Raw genomic sequence first — 15,053 nt, forward strand, 5'->3', positions numbered from 1 at the left:
CGCGAGAATGGTGGCGACGGCCTGCTCGACCGCTCTGGCTTCACGACCCCGACAGGACAACCCTGCGGGCTCAGTGGTGCACGACGGCTGCGTCGTCCCGGTCGAACTGCCCGGCGTGCGCGGGCGGAGCGCCGCGGACGGCGCCGGCACTGGCCCCGGGGCTAAGGTCGAGACGGCGGAGCAGCTGAGCGTTCATCGCTACCACGACGGTGGACAACGACATCAGCAGCGCACCCACGGCCATGGGCATAACGAAGCCGACGGGGGCGAGCACGCCGGCGGCCAGCGGCACGGAGATGAGGTTGTATCCGGCGGCCCACCACAGGTTCTGCTTCATCTTGCGGTACGCGGCGCGGGAGAGCCGGATGACCGACAGCACGGAGCGCGGGTCGTCGGAGGCGAGGATGACTCCGGCGGAGGCGATCGCGACATCGGTGCCGGCGCCGATGGCGATGCCCACGTCGGCCTGGGCGAGGGCCGGGGCGTCGTTGACCCCGTCGCCGACCATGGCCACCTTGAGCCCCTCCGACTGGAGTTGCGCGACCTTGGCCGCCTTGTCCTCGGGCCGCACCCCGGCGAACACGCGGTCGATGCCCAGTTCCCCGGCGACGGTCTCGGCCACCGCACGGGCATCACCGGTGATCATCACGACCTGGATGCCCGCCGCGTGCAGAGCGTCCACCGCCTCGCGGGACTCCGGCCGGACCTCGTCGGCCAGCCGCAGCGCGCCGATCACCCGGCCGTCGGCAAGGACGTGCAGGATGATCGCGCCCTCCTTCCGCCACGCGTCGGCGACGGGCAGTTCGTCGAGGCCGTGCTCCTGAAGGAGGTAGGGACCGCCCACGACGATCACAGCGCCGCCCACCACCGCCCGCACCCCCACGGCCGGGGAGGAGGAGAAGGCGATGGAACCGGGCACCTCCAGCCCGCGCGTCCGTGCCGCCCCGACGATGGCCGTGGCCAGGGGGTGCTCGCTGTCGCTCTCCGCCGCTGCCGCCAGGGCCAGCACCTCGTCCTCACCACGGCCGTCGGCGGGTTCGACCCCGGTCACCGTGGGCTCGCCCTTGGTCAGGGTGCCGGTCTTGTCGAAGAGAACGGCGTCGACGGTGCGCATCTGCTCCAGCGCCATGCGGTCCTTCACCAGCACCCCGCCCTTGGCGGCGCGCTCCGTGGCGATGGAGACCACCAGCGGGATCGCCAGGCCCAGTGCGTGGGGGCAGGCGATGACCAGCACCGTGATGACACGGATCCAGGCCTGCTCGGGCGTACCCAGCAGCAGCCAGGCGGCCAGGGTGATCACGGCGGCGCCCAGGGCGAACCAGAACAGCCAGCCGGCAGCCTTATCGGCCAGGCGCTGGGCGCGGGTGGAGGAGGACTGGGCCTGGGCGACCAGGCGCTGGATGCCCGCGAGGGCGGTGTCGTCCCCGACGGCGGAGATCCGCACCCGCAGCGCGCTGTCGGTCGCAACCGTGCCGGCGACGACCTGGTCGCCGACCCGGCGCCGCACCGGCCTGGACTCACCGGTGATCATCGACTCGTCGACGTCGGCCCCGCCGTCGACCACCTCGCCGTCGGCCGGGACCCGGCCACCGGGGCGGACGATGACGACGTCACCGAGCCGAAGCTCCGACGGGGCGACCACGACGACGGTGTCGCCCTCGATCCTCTCCGCCTCGTCGGGCAGAAGCGCGGCGAGGGAGTCCAGGGCGGAGGAGGTCTGGGCGAGGGAACGCATCTCGACCCAGTGACCGAGCAGCATGATCACGACCAGGAGGGCCAGCTCCCACCAGAACTCGAGCTCCTGGGACAGCACCCCGAGCGTGGCACCCCAGGACGCGAGGAAGGCCACGGTGATGGCCATGCCGATCAGCAGCATCATCCCGGGCCTGCGGGCCTTGAGTTCACTGACGGCGCCGGTCAGGAACGGCCGGCCGCCCCAGACGTAGATCACGGTGCCCAGGACCGGCGAGACCCACGTGAGCCCGGTGACGTCCGGCAGCTCGTAGCTCAGGACCGTCGCGAACATCGGGCTGAGCAGCACGGTGGGGACGGCGAGTACGAGCATGATCCAAAAAAGGCGGCGGAACTGCCCGACATGGTCACCGTGACCGCCGTGACCCGTGTGCGCTATGCCGTGACCGGCGTGCGGGTCCTGACCTCCGTGTCCGTCGTGGACGTGTTCATGGTCATGCAGGGCGTCGGTGTCCACGCCGCCGTGCCGGTCGTGCTCAGGCTCCGGGCCATGCGTGGTCTCCCGGGCGTGATCCTGCCCGCGGTCCTGTGTGCCGGGGTGCGATCCGTGCTCGTGATGGGGCGTACTCATCGCTTCCTCTCCGGGCGACCCTGCCTTCGGAACTGTCCCACTCATACCCTAGGGGGGTATGAGCCTAACGCGCGCGTCGACCGCTCGGATTCCCGACCGGACCTGAGTTCACGACCCTCGTCATCTCCTCATGGATAGATGGTTGATCGGTTCCAGAGCCGGTCGCTACTCGGGACGCCGTCCGCGCAGACCCACAAAGCCGGGCAGGCCGGCCCACCGATGGAAGGCGCGCCGCTTGAAAAAGCCGTCACCGCATGGAACGCGGGCCCCTCGAGCACGACCGGCAGGCGTGGCAGGTCACTAAGGGCGCCATGCTGCCCACAGTGGCCGATGCGGCGCTGGAGCCCGACCGCGAGGCGGACTACTCCCACGGAATGCCGGTGCGGTTGACGTACAGGGTCGCGTTGGCGATCTCCCGCAGACCACGCACCGGGGCGGCCGTGCCCGGCCCGGTCACTCTCACCCGCCAGGCCGTGAGGGCCGGCTCGATCAGAGCCCAGCCGGCATCGGGCACCTCACTGCGGTACGGACGACAAGCACTCACACCGAGCAACGACCGCCACACGACCAGTCACATAACCCCTGCGGAGCTGCGCGGATCAGCTCTCTTGAGGATGTTCCGCCTGGTGGTAGGGCCGGTGGAGCGCGGTCCAGGTGCGGCCGCCGTCGGTGGATTGGTAGACGGTGTCGGTGCTGTCGGCGGCCAGCAGATGCCGGGCGGTTGCGGCGGTGAGCACGGCGGGCTCGCCGCCGGCGGGCAGGCGGCCCTGTTCGGTCCATGTCTGGCCACCGCGGCTGGTGATCAGGCGGCCGTCCGCGGCCAGGGCGACCAGCAGTCCGGGCTCCGGTTCGTCGACCGCCACCAGAGCCGGGGCGCCAGGGACGGCCCGGAAGCTGCGTGCGCCGTCACTGCTGTGGACGAGGCCTTCGCCGGTGGCCGCCCACACCGTCGCGGGGCTGTCGGCGTGGGCGGCGAGGTCGAGCAGAGGCAGGCCGGCGCGAATGTCCCAAGTGCGGCCGCCGTCGGTGCTGGCCCACACCTTTTCGCTCTGGCTGTCGAAGCCGTAGAGCGTGTCGCCCGCCTGCTGGAGGGCGTGGAAGTCGGCCTCCCCCTCGGCGGAGAGGGTCTGCCACGTCCGGCCGGCGTCCGTGCTGCGGATCAGGCCCAGGTGGGGCGAGCGCGCATCGGGATCGGCCGGGGCGGGGTGGCCGCTGGCCAGGAAAGTGGAGGGCCCGGTGATGGTGAAGCCCATGGTGTCCTGGTAGCGGTCGGCCACCCGGGTCGCGGTACCACGTTCCAGGCGGAAGACGCCGTGGTGGCCGGCGGCGTAGACGGCGCCGTCGGCCGGGTCGACGCCCAGGCCGTGCAGGTGCCCGGTCCCCGGGTCGGGCACGGCCGCGTGCTGATCCGTGGTGGGGGTGGAGCAGGCTGCCAGCAGCAGCCCGGTGGCGGCCAGGAAGTAAACAGCGCGCCGGGCGCGTCGCCGTATGCGGACGGAAGTCATGGTCGTGTCCAAACTGGAGGAGATAAGGCGGTGGGCGCGGCGAGTGGGGCGGGCGCGCTTGCCTGGCGCCCGCCCCGTTCTGTCAGCCGCAGGTCAGTCCTTGCCGAGCAACTCGTTCATCTGCTCGATCTCCGCACTCTGGGAGGCGATGATGTCGACGGCCATCTTCTTGGCGGGCGTGTAGGCGCCGTCGGCCTGCTCGGTCTTCGCCATCTCGACCGCGCCTTCGTGATGCTTGATCATCATCTCCATGAAGGCGGTGTCGAAGGCCTTACCCGAGGCGTCCTTGAGCTCGGCCATTTCCTCCTCCGTCATCATGCCCTCCATACCGCCGTGCATGGAGTGGTCCATGGCGCCCTCGGCAGGCACCTCCTCGCCCCAGGAGGTCAGCCAGCCGGACAGCGTCCTGATCTCCGGGTCCTGGGCCTTCTTGATGTCGGCGGCGAGCTTCTTCACCTCCGGCGACTGAGCCCGGCCGGGGGCGAGGTCGGCCATCTCGACGGCCTGGCGGTGGTGGGGGATCATGCCCTTCGCGAAGGCCACGTCGGCCGCGTTGTGCTGTCCCTGCGACGCCGGGGCGGACGGGGAGGCGGTGGCGTTGTGGCCGCCGTGCCCGGCCGAGCCGGTGTCGTCACCGTTGCCGCCGCAGGCGGCCAGGACAAGTGCTGTCGCGCATGCGGCGGCGACGGCGGTGGTGCGGCGGACGAGGGAACGCTTGCGGATCATGGTGGTGCAACTCCTTCACGCGCGCCGGTCACGGCGCGTGGTGTCACGGATCTTTGAGGGCGTGCGGGAGACATGGCACCCGTCACCGGTCATCACCGGGCACAAGGGTGCCGAGCGGGCCGCTCTATATCCGTAGGAGCTGCAGTTGGAAGAGGTCGGGCGGGGCCCGTCCGGCATGGGAGGAGCCGACGATTGCCGTCATGGGGGCAGAGGCGGCGGGTGTGTCCAGCAGCGTGCCGGCCAGTGCCGGCGGTGTGTACGCCGAAGCGGTCCCGGCGGCCGCGCACGTCCCATCGGCGTGATCGAGGTGACCCGATCCGCCGTCCGTGTGCGCGCATCCCCCGACCGCGTGGGGCACACCGTCCGCCGCGGCCATCACCATCTCGTGACCGGCCCCGGTCTGCGCCACCACCGCCTCTGGCGCAAGACCGTGCATGCCCAGCACACCGGCCAGCACCGCCAGCACCAGCAGCGCAAGCGGACACCCACTCGGGCGTCCGCTTGCCAAGGTGCGCGTGCGGGCCATGGCGCTCATCGTACGGGCCGCTGCACGGCACCGGCCGCGGGCACCAGCAGGCGGGGGCAGGCGATGACTGAGCGGTCGCAGCCGTCGTTCTTGGTGTGGGCGCTGTTGCCCCGCTCAGCCCGCTGCCAGTCCACCTGCGATCCGTCGCGCCGGCCGAACCGCTCCACGTGTCCGGTCACCAGGTTCCGCAGCCGCCGGAGTTTCTCCTCGCCCGCAGCCTCGATCCGCATCATCAGTGCACACGGTGGGGCACCTGCACAGCGATCGTGTCCCACACCGCTTTCGGCCCCGGATCAGACACCCCGGGCCTGTTCTGCCCCGGCCCGCATCGCGCTCAGTGCCTGCGCGTCATCGCCGAGACGGGCGCAGGGCCGGTGACCGGGATGCCGGCCCCTGCGGGGTGAGCGCCTGCAGAGCTGGAGGAGATACGGCTTCCGCGGTCGGTCGAGACCCGCTTGTAGACCAGGTTCGCCATCCGGGCCCTCTCCCGGTGGAGGAGCGGGCCTGTCTGTCGTCACACCTGCACCGATCATCAGCGGATCTGATGGGGTCGGCGCTGCCCCGGCGCTCGGGAAGGTCCGGGTTCATCGGATGCCCACCCAGTCTGTTGACAGAGGATGGCCGACAGACGGGGCGGGCGTCGTACCGCAGGGGCGCTTTGCTGGACCGCGTGGGCAGGTGCAGGCGCGCCACACCGGCCGGGAGTTCGGTGCGCAGCGCTCCGTGCCAGCGGATCCACAGCGCGGGGCGCCCGCGGAGTGCTTCGTCGCGGAGCTTGTCCACGGCGGTGCTCTCGTCCGCGCGGTCGATCTCCACGGCGACAGGTGGGCCGTCTTTGCGGATCACGCGCAGGTCCAGGTAGGCAGACCAGGACGGCTCCCAGTAGGCGATGCAGCCGCCGTTCTTCAGGCGGGGCGGTTCGATGTAGCGCATTTGCGCCTCCGATCTGCACCTCCACCCTGATGCTCCCACCCACTGCACCACAGCTCGGGTGATGGCCTGGGTCGCCTGCTTCCCGTTCAGGCCGGTGAAGGAGAAGCCGGTCTCGGACAGGTACGTGCGTAAGGAGATGGCGAGGGTCTCGGACTCGCCGGTCTCCGCCGGTTCATGGGCCATCCGGTGATTCTCCGCTCGCCCACTGACAACGACCGAAGAGCGACGGTGATCATCGCCGCTACCGACGACCGGGGAGAGCCGGCGGGCCCGGCCTGAGTGGAGGCCGGGCCCGCTGTGCTCACCGTGGCTTGGACGCTGCGGCCAGCACCCGCCGGTCCTCCTCGCCGCGGCCGACGATCCGCCACACCGGCCGGTCGGCCCCGTCATGGGTGAGCTGGTGCAGGGTTGTCGTCGCCACGGTGATCTGCCAGTTAGGCCGGGCGCGGTCGTGGAAGGCGGCCTCCCTCGTTTCCGGGGCCGCGCGGCGCTTGGCCGGGGCGAAGACGAACAGCAGCAGCGGGAAGGTCCGCTCCAGTGACGGACCGGCGTAGGTCTCCTGCCAGTGGTTGCGCGGGGGGCGGGCGGCGTTGCCGCGCCCGGACGCCGGTGCGCTGCGATAAGCAGCGTAGCGCTCCAGCTTGGCGAGCAAGCCGGCGTAGGACATGGTGCGGTCGATCTCCACGAACGCGCTGGCGCCGTTGGCCAGGAGCACCACGGCGTCGGGCACCAGGTTCCCGGCCGGGGTGGGGTGGGCGACTTCCACCCGCCAGTCCGCGTGATCGGCCACCTCCGCCTGGTGGAAGGCGATGACGGTGTCGACCAGGGCGAGGCCGTGTTCCCGAAGGCCCGTCTTACTGGCCGCGATGCGCTTGCCCGTCGTCCGGCCGACCGGTGACGCGAGCTCACCGGAGGCGGCGGCTTCGGCGAGGCCCGCCGGGGTGCAGTACCAGTAGCTCTGCTGGGCACGGTGGGTCCGGCCGACCAGGGCCGGGGATTCGGCGAGCAGGTTGCGCAGCGCGCGGCGGACGTGATCGGTGTCCTGCTGGTGCGGCAGCAACAGCGCCTTCAACTGGCGGGGTGTGGCCAGGCGCAGCCGGGCGAGGGTGAGCAGGACCTCGCCGCGCAGGTCCGCGCCGGCCTTCGTCGCCGCGGCCTTCCGGGGCCGGGACGCTTCTCCAGGTACATCAGTACCTGGAGAAGAGGAGTTGCAACCGGCCGGGGCAGGCGAATCGGGGGTCTGATCAGCAACAACCGTCAGACGGCGGCTGGAGGCTGCGGGGCTGGGAGCGGGGCTGGGAGCGGGGCTTGTCGCAGGGCTCGGAGCGGGGCTTGCCGTCGCAGCGGTGTCCGCCAGGACCGGCGGGATGTGCGGGTCGGGTGCGGTGGTCATCGCGTCCTCGGGTTTCTCCGGCCGTACGCGGCCGGGTCGGCAATCGTCCGGCCCGCGCGCGGATCTGCGCACGAGCCGGAGCCACCGTGAGGAAGCACCCCTTGACCGTCGTCTGACGGCCACCGACAACCTGCGCCCGATTCCTCCTTGACCGCCCCTTGCAGTCCAAGTTTGTCCGTGACCGGAGTCACGCCCGCACCGTGTCCCGGAGCGCGGCCTCTGTCCACAGGGCCGGGCGCGCACCGTAGGGCGACCGGCCGGGCGCACCAGGCATCCGGCCAGCGAACAGCAAGGAGCCGTCATGGAGACGACGTCGCCCAAGATGCCCCAGCTCGCCCCGGAGCAGATCCTGCGGGCCTGCGACTACGTGGAGCTGGTCTGGCAGGAGCAGGGCAGCGAAGAGGAGAAGGCCGCGCTGGCCGAGTTCCACGCCGACGGCCCGGAGCTGGCGCGGCTGATCGGTGAGTTCGGTGCGCTGCTGCTGGCCGGCTACCTCACCGCCGTGCCCGACGAGCACGCCGACTGCGAGTCCGCGTACGTCACCGAGAAGCTGGTGACGGTGGCGAGCCGCTACCTCAAGCGGTGGTGCCTCGCGAGCGGGGCCGGGGCGCACACCGCGTGGATCGCGGCCGGCTTCCTGATCGAATGCATGCAGGAGGTCGACCAGGTTCACCAGTTCCTCGATGACATCCGTAAGAACGTCGGCGCGGGATTTCGAAGCGGCTACGGCCTGAACTGAGCCGGAAGCCGGGCAGCGCCCGGGGACGGAGATCTCTCCTCCCCGGGCGCTGTCCCTTTTGGTGCGGGATGTCGCAGGTAGCGGAGGTGGACAAGGGGGTGCCGCGAGCGGCGCGCGGGGGGAGGGCTCCCTCCCTCGCCCGGCGACCGGACTCTGTCCACAGGGCCGCAGTTCGAGAGTGGCTTCGAGGTCGCCGCGATCAGCAAGGCGGCCGATACGTGAGGAGCTGTCATGCCCGAGAACACCGTCACCACGCCGCTCGCCCCGATGGAGCCGGAGGACGTCGCCGACGCCTTCAACTACATCCGGGCGCTGCAGGCCGGGGACATCGACACCGCCTGCGCGGTCGCCAACGACACGGGCCCGGAGCTGCGCCGGCTGCTCTTGGACGTCGCCGCGCGCATCTTCATCCCGGTCACCGCCGTGGACGACTGCGACGGGGAGCCGTGTGCGCACTCCTTCCTGGCAGCGGCGCTCGGGCGACTGCTCCTGGAGGTCCTGTCCCACGCCGACGGCGCCTGCCTGGCCTTCTCGCCGGGCATCGCCCAGACCATCATCCGCTTCACCGAGAACATCCTCACTGAGGACCACGGCGACGTCGCCGACGTCCTGTGCCAGCTGGAGGCTGCGGGGCTGAAGCAGGCGATGGAGGCGCACCCGGCGCACCGCACCACCGCGTAGCCGCACCTTCGCGACGGCGGTGGTGCGGTGCGGCACGCATCGCAGGGCGCACCACCGCACCGCACCGCACCACCGCACCGCACCGCACCACCGCACCGCACCGCACCACGGTGGTGCGGTCCACCGGCACCGCCGCGCCGCACCGGGCGCGCGCCGCAGCCGGGCGGGCTCCTCTATCACACACCCCCTTGACCGCGACCTGATCGCAAGCCGAAACGGCGATGGCAAGGAGAAACGGCGCGGTAGCGGAGCCGGACAAGGGGGTCGCGCGCGTCCGACCGCCTCCGAACAAGGGTCGGCCGGCGGCGTGCGCACCGGTGCGGTGCGGAGCGTCGGGTGCGGCGCACCGGCGCGCGAGAGAGTGCCGGGCATCGTCGGAGTGGTGTGGTGCCGGACGCCGTGGCGCACCATCGCGGTGCGCACCACGGTGGAGTCCATCGTCGTCCGGCACACCGGAGTGGGCTCCACTCAGTGGAGTCCACCGAGTGGAGCCCACTGGGTGGAGCCCACTCCGGTGTTCTGCATCCGGTGGCGATGCGCGCCGTCGGGTGGACTCCACTCAGTGGGCGGTGCCGGGCATCGTCACCACAGCCAGGCGTTGGAGTGCCGCAGCCGGGACAGGGCGCGGGCGTCGCGGCGCGCGGCGGCGTTGCCGATCCGGTTCTGCCGGGAGCGGGGCCGGCGCGAGTTCGCGGCGGCCAGGCGCCGTTTCCCGGCTTCCTGGAGTCGCTTGCGCTGCTTGCGCAGTTCCGCCTTCTTCGCGGCCTTCGACTTCGGCTTCCGGGGGCGCTTCCAGATCGGCTGCCATCCCAGGGGCTCGTCGGCTTCGGGCTCCTGGTCCTCGTCGAGCGCGGCGGCCATCTGCTTGCGGGCGGCACGGGCGCGGGCGAGCGCGTCGTCGGGGTTGGGGCGTTCTTCCGGGGTGGTCACGTGACTTCTCCTGTGGTTCGGCCCGGCGCGGGTTGGGAGCCGGGTTGCTGGGTGTGCGGCGGCGGGGTCATCGCCGGGGTGGGCTGCGGGCGAGGGCCGTGGGCGGCTTCGCGTGCCTGCCGGCCGTCCTGGAGCATGGCGGCCACCTGCGCGGCGGCGGCTTCCAAGGTCTGGCGCGTCCGTTCCACTGTGTCGACGCCGGTCTCCGGCTCCAGGAGGCGGCCGTTCTTCGGGCCGGTGCGGAACGGCCGCGGGTGCGACCTCGAGGCGGCGGGCACGGCCACGGTGCGCGGCCGGGTACGGGAGCGCAGACGCTCCGCACGGCGCACCGCATGGACACGGGCGGCCAGGGCGTCGGCGGCGAGGCGGGCTCGCTCGTACGGCGGGGCGGTCCGCTTGCGGGTCAGCGGGCGCAGCACGGCCTGGTCCTCGGTGTCGCGCGGATACAGGGCGCGCAGGTCGGCGGTCATCATCCGCCGGCTCGCCGGGCGGGTGTAGTCGTCGACGACCGTCTGCACGATTCGTTCGTCCAGGCCCGGCTCGTGGGGCCGGCCACGCAGGACGTAGGAGAGGTGGCGGCGGGCTTCGGCAAGCAGGTGGTGGCGCTTGAACGCGCCGCGCATCACGTACACCACGGCGACGACGTCGACGGCCGCCAGCACGGTGTCGACCACCGGCCGCACCCGCGCCCACGCCGCCGCGGCCGCCTCCCGCGCCCGCTCGGCGAGCCGGTAGACGGTGCAGGCGCCGAACGCCCGGATCGCCGATTCCCGCCATCGCCTGCGGAGCTCGGTCAGGGACAGCAGCTCGGTGCGCTTCGGTGAGCGGGTCTGGTCGGCGGCCTGGCAGGCCAGCGCGTAGCCGGCCTTCTCCCCCGGCGCGTGCCCCTGCCGTTCCTCGTACTTGTCCGTGAGGACGGACAGGGCGTCCTCGATCTGCTGGCGGCGGGTCGACTGCCAGCCGATCAGCCGCTGGTCGATGCCCGCGATGTCCATGACGGGCCTGCGGCCGGGCGTCACCTCGCGCGGCTCCCACGCCCACCCGAGCCGGGCGGATACCTCCTCCATGAAGTACAGGGTGTAGAGGGTGTCGGCGGCGACGATGTGGGTCATCAGCGAGTCCGCCGACAGGTTGCCCCACTTCCCGTCGTGCGGCCGCCGGGCGCGGATCGACACGACCGCGTGCGCGTGAAGCAGCGGCCTTGATTCGGTTGCTCTGGACTCGTAGTGCTGGAATACCGCGACCACAAGCCCGTCCTTGACCCGGTCGCGCTCCTTGCCGCCGGCCTTCCAGCGGATCTCCGCGACCGACTCCTCCAGCCACGCCAGGGTCTTGTCGCGGGCGATGCCCTCGCATAGCTCCAGCACCCGGCGGTGCCGGTCGTCCATCAGGGCCCACGCGATGTGGGCCGTCGGCGGGGGCCGGAACACCAAGTCGAAGGCCAGCCAAGGGGTGCGCTCCTTGGCCTTGTCGGTCTTCGGTGCGGTTGTGCTCGATGGGCCTGCCCAGCACGGTCGCCCGCCTCGCCTGCGCCGGGGTCTTGCCCTGCGCCAGGAGCTCCCGCTCGATCCGGTCGGCGTCCGGGTGCCGGCCCTCCCCCAGGAGGAGTTCGGCCTGCCGCTCGGTCACCACATCCCCAGCCGTCAGGCCGAGCGCGGCCAGGCCCCGGCCCTTCCACACACCGGGCGGGACACCGGCCTCGTCCTGGGCGGCGCGCAGCGGCGTGCCCGCCCGGCGGTGGCCGTCACCCACCATCACGTCACGGAAGAGGTAGCGCCACCCGTTCCCCGGGCGGACTGGCGACATACTGATCATCAGCCCATGGAACCCCGGCGCTGACCTACACAAAAGCGCGATCCCGGGTACGTCCCGCCGGGCGGGAGACCATCACCAGATCTTTACCGCAGCGCCCACCAGGCGGGCCGCTGGGCCAGCCCGAGACGGTAACCCGCCGACGTGTGCACTCTCCCGCGCATGGAAATCACCAGAGACGGAATCCCCTGCGCCCTCTGCCACACCGTCACCACGCAGTTGGGGTACCTGGTCCTGAGCGCCCCGTTCTCCTTCCCGCAGCGAGAGGTCATCAAGGACCGCTGGTGCCCCACCGGCTGTCACCAGCTTCAGTCCGCCCGGTGGAAGAAGGCGATGCCGCTGGCGGCCGGGGACGACGCCTGACTACGCCGTGCGAATACTGCGCTGCGGCACATGCGAAGGGGACGGGGATGCCGAGCAGCCAGCCGCTGCGGGTGGGCAGCCGAGCCGAGGTGACGGCTACTGCGGCAGCGGGCCGGCAAGGCCACGACGATGCGCTCAGCAGGACGGTGTACAGGAGGTTGGCACCGGCGCACGCTGTGGGGAGCGCGCCGTTGGGGAGCTGGCGCACGCCGGTGGAGTGCAGCGTGTGACGCGGAACACGTTCGGTGCGCGGAGGAGTGTTCGCCATCCCGGCAGGGCCGGGTCATGCCTGGTCAGGGCATCACAAAGCGTGACTAGCGGCGCTTATTGAATACGGCACAGTGCTGGCGGGCGGGGACGGCCGGTGATTTTCTGCGGGGCGGCATGAGTGATCGGGCTCGCGAATCACTTAGGTAGAGGACAGGCCCAACGGCCCGTCGGCGCATGCGAGTTCGCGCCGGGTCCCTTACCCCTCGATGGAGAGGAACTCGCTCATGTCCCCTGCTGACGGGAGGCGTTCGTGAGTCACGACGACGCACAGGAACGCTCCGCGCAGGAGCACGGCCTCGGGCTGTCCCAGTCGATGTACGTGCCGCTGGACCTGCCGATCGACTTCGAGGCCTTCTACCTGGCGCACCAGGAGGCTTTCCACGCGTACGCCGAGGTCCACTGCGGCACCCGCGCGGCCGCCGAAGAGGTCATACACGAGGTCTTCCTGGAGATCCACACCGGCTGGCCGGAGCTGCTGAGCGCCGGCCACGTGGAACAGGGCGCGTGGGCGATCGTGCGGCGGGCCGTCCGCGACCGCCTGGAGTCCGAGGGGCGCGCGCCGGCCTTCACATCATCAACGGCCCCATCACCCAGGCCCTGGCCGCGACGAAGGACCGGCTGGAGAGGATGCAGTCCACGACCGGCCTGTACGAGGCGATCGCGGAGCTGCCGAACCGGCAGTTCGAGGTGATCGTCCTGCGCTACCTGCTGGGCTACCCCACCACGAGGATCGCCTGGTTCATGGGAATCGACGAGCGCACCGTCGGCCACCACCTGCGCCGCGGCAAGGACCGTCTGCGCGTGAAACTCGGCCTGCCCGACGAGCGCAAGAAGCCCCAGCACAAGCAGAAGGGGGAATGACCGTGACCACCGCCATCGACGCTCTGCTCAACGAAACGCAGATCCCCGTCTCCGGCACCGAGCGCTTCGATGTGGCCGCAGCCCTCCGGCAGCTGGCCGCCGACGCCTCCCGCCGGACACCGGCCGTGGAGACCGCCCGCGCTGCCCAGGCCGGGCAGCGCCTGGAGGTGGTGTGCCGGTGGCTGCTGAACGAGCCGGACGCCGCCGCCCACGTCGACAAGATCGCCGAAGGTCAGCACGGACTGATCCACGGAGAACTCGGGCCCGACCATGCCCTGGTCGATGACTCCGGTCACCCCGTCCTCATCGACATCGAGGGCCTGATGTTCTCCGATGTCGAGTGGGAGCACGTGTTCCTGCAGCTTCGCTTCGGTGACCAGTACTCAGCCTTGTCCCGCCCCGGACTCCATCCGGCACGGCTCGACCTCTACATGCTCGCGATACGTCTCTCACTGGTGGCTGTCCCCCTTCGCCTGCTCGACGGCGACTTCCCGCACCGCACGGTGATGCAGGAAATCGCCGAGCACAACGCGAAGGAAGCGCCGGCTCTGTCGGTCTCATAGCACCGCGGCCGCCACATACCCGTCGCTTCTGCCGCTACCTACCTCGACGGCCAGCCGCCCTGACGGGCGGCTGGCCGTCCCACCTTGCCTCACTCACTCGGCAGTGCCGTCATTTCTCCTCGACACTGGCGAGTCCGCTGATCGACAACTGACTCCAGAACCGGTCGACAAACGCTGTTCCTGGAGATGAACGAAGCCATGCTTCTCAGGCACGTCCTCGATCGGTGTCGGATCCGCCCCCCACGCCTCGCTCGGGGTCATCCCGTCCGGGACGCCAGCCGGGCGGTGCTCGGTGTTCAGGCCACCCAGTCCAGCAGGCCCCTGACGCAGTCCGGGTAGGACAGCAGTTCCTCCACTGGATCCGGCCGCCGTGCCTGCGCGGGGCGGGCAGGCACGGCGCGTGTAGCCCGGCAGGGAGACCAGCAGCATCTGTTCCACCGCGCTGTTCAAGGCCTCCCCGGTGCCCTCCCGGTAGGGCTTGTGGGCAGGCAGGTCGTGAACGGGGACCGCGAAGCCGGCCAGCGCCCTCGCAACCGCACCCGAGAGGAAGTCCTTGCCTCGGTCCACCCGAACCCGGCTCGGCAGGCCACCGAACGGCCCGTACGGGGCGGCCCGGCTGAACCCCGAACGCAGCGCTGCCAGGACGGCGTCCCGAGCCGGCTGGTGCGGTGTGACCGCTACCCCCACGATCACCTTCGACGCCACATCGATGAACCACGTCACCCACGGACACACCGCGGCCCCGTCCAGGGCGACACGGACCGGGATACGTTTGTGATCACCCTCCCAGCAGGCGTTGCGGTGCGTGGGGCGGCCGTTGGCCGTAGACGTCGTAACGACGACGTGCTGCTTCACCGCCCTTCAGCCCGGCCCGCTCCCCCGCCGACAAGTCCCGGCGTACCGCGCGGTGCAGGGTCCGAAGAGAAGGCACCGAGCCCGGGTCACCAGCCGCGGCCGCTTCCGCAAGCAGCTCGCGGTGGACCGCTGACACGTTCCCACCCCAAACCGCCAGACGAACACGCACATCTGGCGACACACCCGCCCGTGACGGGGTCCGTGCGGATAACCGCCCATCGCGCCGGGCCACCGCCACCCAGTTCCACACCGTCCGCAGTGACACACCAAGAGACCCAGCGACTGCCCGCGCGTGCTCGGTGGCCAACTCGCCCCGGGAGTCAAGGGCCATCAAGCGCGCCACCGCGCCACCGCGCCACCGCGCCCTCACGCCCGCCAGCCGGCCAGCCGGCCACCGCCGCAGCATGTCCTCGCCACCAGGAACCCGATCGGACACTCCTCACCCCCGGCTGCACCTCGTGCGGGTGGGTGGCTGTCCGCCATGGCCTCATCCATCCCAACACGCCGATCAGGCACACACGCACGGATGAAGCAGGCTCCCCATCCCCATGGGGCGCCGGGGCGCGGTCATGT

Annotated in this window: 15 protein-coding genes and 1 pseudogene; 5 read left to right on the plus strand and 11 right to left on the minus strand. The window is 71.3% G+C overall.

Translation table 11 applies throughout. From position 1 onward, the window contains the following. Positions 1–70 precede the first annotated feature (70 nt). The 7 genes from G3I53_RS13900 to G3I53_RS13930 all read right to left on the minus strand — a co-directional run bounded on the left by G3I53_RS13900 (position 71) and on the right by G3I53_RS13930 (position 7,709). Entirely contained in the window at positions 71–2,065 is a 1,995-nt protein-coding gene (locus tag G3I53_RS13900; RefSeq protein ID WP_203591902.1) for a heavy metal translocating P-type ATPase, read from the minus strand. Positions 2,066–2,684: 619 nt separating this feature from the next. Continuing rightward, positions 2,685–2,837 carry a transposase gene (locus G3I53_RS13905; protein WP_203591901.1) on the minus strand — a complete coding sequence of 51 codons (153 nt, stop codon included), beginning with the start codon at positions 2,835–2,837 and terminating at the stop codon, positions 2,685–2,687. An 85-nt stretch (positions 2,838–2,922) separates the two neighbouring features. Next, the gene (locus G3I53_RS13910; protein WP_164334464.1) at positions 2,923–3,828 is read right to left on the minus strand and encodes a F510_1955 family glycosylhydrolase; all 906 of its coding nucleotides are present in this window, start codon (positions 3,826–3,828) and stop codon (positions 2,923–2,925) included. Positions 3,829–3,921: 93 nt separating this feature from the next. Continuing rightward, positions 3,922–4,554 carry a DUF305 domain-containing protein gene (locus G3I53_RS13915; protein ID WP_164334463.1) on the minus strand — a complete coding sequence of 211 codons (633 nt, stop codon included), beginning with the start codon at positions 4,552–4,554 and terminating at the stop codon, positions 3,922–3,924. Between the two features lie 124 nt (positions 4,555–4,678). Further along, positions 4,679–5,080 (minus strand): DUF6153 family protein, encoded by a 402-nt coding sequence (locus G3I53_RS13920; RefSeq protein WP_164334462.1) that lies wholly within the window; start codon positions 5,078–5,080, stop codon positions 4,679–4,681. 5 nt (positions 5,081–5,085) lie between these two features. Then, a complete protein-coding gene (locus G3I53_RS13925; protein ID WP_164334461.1) occupies positions 5,086–5,313 on the minus strand; it encodes a DUF2218 domain-containing protein in 228 nt (75 codons plus the stop codon). 1,001 nt (positions 5,314–6,314) lie between these two features. Further along, complete coding sequence (locus tag G3I53_RS13930; protein WP_343240616.1) at positions 6,315–7,709, minus strand: replication-relaxation family protein; 1,395 nt, start codon at positions 7,707–7,709, stop codon at positions 6,315–6,317. Between G3I53_RS13930 and G3I53_RS13935 the strand changes: the two genes are divergently transcribed. Both G3I53_RS13935 and G3I53_RS13940 read left to right on the plus strand, forming a co-directional pair. Beyond that, on the plus strand, positions 7,708–8,145 hold the full coding sequence (locus tag G3I53_RS13935; protein ID WP_164334459.1) for a hypothetical protein: 438 nt from the start codon (positions 7,708–7,710) through the stop codon (positions 8,143–8,145). The genes G3I53_RS13930 and G3I53_RS13935 overlap by 2 nt on opposite strands. A 231-nt stretch (positions 8,146–8,376) precedes the next feature. Next, on the plus strand, positions 8,377–8,826 hold the full coding sequence (locus tag G3I53_RS13940; protein ID WP_164334458.1) for a hypothetical protein: 450 nt from the start codon (positions 8,377–8,379) through the stop codon (positions 8,824–8,826). Positions 8,827–9,408: 582 nt separating this feature from the next. Here the strand turns inward: G3I53_RS13940 and G3I53_RS13945 are convergent. Continuing rightward, complete coding sequence (locus G3I53_RS13945; RefSeq protein ID WP_164334457.1) at positions 9,409–9,756, minus strand: hypothetical protein; 348 nt, start codon at positions 9,754–9,756, stop codon at positions 9,409–9,411. Continuing rightward, positions 9,753–11,511, minus strand: a pseudogene (gene mobF, locus G3I53_RS13950) (MobF family relaxase). The gene G3I53_RS13945 and the pseudogene mobF overlap by 4 nt, the downstream one beginning before the upstream one ends. A 219-nt stretch (positions 11,512–11,730) precedes the next feature. Here mobF and G3I53_RS13955 point away from each other — a divergent pair. Beyond that, on the plus strand, positions 11,731–11,931 hold the full coding sequence (locus G3I53_RS13955) for a hypothetical protein (RefSeq protein WP_164334456.1): 201 nt from the start codon (positions 11,731–11,733) through the stop codon (positions 11,929–11,931). 466 nt (positions 11,932–12,397) lie between these two features. Here G3I53_RS13955 and G3I53_RS34545 read toward each other — a convergent pair whose 3' ends face one another. Further along, complete coding sequence (locus G3I53_RS34545; RefSeq protein ID WP_343240617.1) at positions 12,398–12,637, minus strand: hypothetical protein; 240 nt, start codon at positions 12,635–12,637, stop codon at positions 12,398–12,400. Positions 12,638–12,828: 191 nt separating this feature from the next. Here G3I53_RS34545 and G3I53_RS33850 point away from each other — a divergent pair, with 191 nt between their 5' ends. Together G3I53_RS33850 and G3I53_RS33855 are read left to right on the plus strand one after the other, a co-directional pair. Further along, the gene (locus tag G3I53_RS33850) at positions 12,829–13,062 is read left to right on the plus strand and encodes a sigma-70 region 4 domain-containing protein (protein WP_239063869.1); all 234 of its coding nucleotides are present in this window, start codon (positions 12,829–12,831) and stop codon (positions 13,060–13,062) included. Continuing rightward, positions 13,059–13,625, plus strand: a complete 567-nt coding sequence (locus tag G3I53_RS33855) for a phosphotransferase (RefSeq protein ID WP_239063871.1) — start codon at positions 13,059–13,061, stop codon at positions 13,623–13,625. Before G3I53_RS33850 ends, G3I53_RS33855 begins: the two co-directional genes overlap by 4 nt. 93 nt (positions 13,626–13,718) lie before the next feature. On the opposite strand, the gene G3I53_RS13970 is transcribed toward G3I53_RS33855, so the two are convergent. Beyond that, the gene (locus tag G3I53_RS13970) at positions 13,719–14,480 is read right to left on the minus strand and encodes a DDE-type integrase/transposase/recombinase (protein WP_164334455.1); all 762 of its coding nucleotides are present in this window, start codon (positions 14,478–14,480) and stop codon (positions 13,719–13,721) included. Positions 14,481–15,053 lie beyond the last annotated feature (573 nt).

This window comes from Streptomyces sp. SID14436 (assembly GCF_010548465.1).
GTDB lineage: Bacteria > Actinomycetota > Actinomycetes > Streptomycetales > Streptomycetaceae > Streptomyces.

Bases quoted from the DNA above. Each gene is read 5' to 3' on its own strand.
- G3I53_RS13925 (WP_164334461.1), bottom strand. From the start codon at position 5,313: ATGATGCGGATCGAGGCTGCGGGCGAGGAGAAACTCCGGCGGCTGCGG.
- G3I53_RS13900 (WP_203591902.1), bottom strand. From the start codon at position 2,065: ATGCTCGTACTCGCCGTCCCCACCGTGCTGCTCAGCCCGATGTTCGCG.
- G3I53_RS13930 (WP_343240616.1), bottom strand. From the start codon at position 7,709: ATGACGGCTCCTTGCTGTTCGCTGGCCGGATGCCTGGTGCGCCCGGCC.
- G3I53_RS13935 (WP_164334459.1), top strand. From the start codon at position 7,708: ATGGAGACGACGTCGCCCAAGATGCCCCAGCTCGCCCCGGAGCAGATC.
- G3I53_RS33850 (WP_239063869.1), top strand. From the start codon at position 12,829: ATGCAGTCCACGACCGGCCTGTACGAGGCGATCGCGGAGCTGCCGAAC.
- G3I53_RS13920 (WP_164334462.1), bottom strand. From the start codon at position 5,080: ATGGCCCGCACGCGCACCTTGGCAAGCGGACGCCCGAGTGGGTGTCCG.
- G3I53_RS13940 (WP_164334458.1), top strand. From the start codon at position 8,377: ATGCCCGAGAACACCGTCACCACGCCGCTCGCCCCGATGGAGCCGGAG.
- G3I53_RS13915 (WP_164334463.1), bottom strand. From the start codon at position 4,554: ATGATCCGCAAGCGTTCCCTCGTCCGCCGCACCACCGCCGTCGCCGCC.
- G3I53_RS13910 (WP_164334464.1), bottom strand. From the start codon at position 3,828: ATGACTTCCGTCCGCATACGGCGACGCGCCCGGCGCGCTGTTTACTTC.
- G3I53_RS33855 (WP_239063871.1), top strand. From the start codon at position 13,059: ATGACCGTGACCACCGCCATCGACGCTCTGCTCAACGAAACGCAGATC.
- G3I53_RS13955 (WP_164334456.1), top strand. From the start codon at position 11,731: ATGGAAATCACCAGAGACGGAATCCCCTGCGCCCTCTGCCACACCGTC.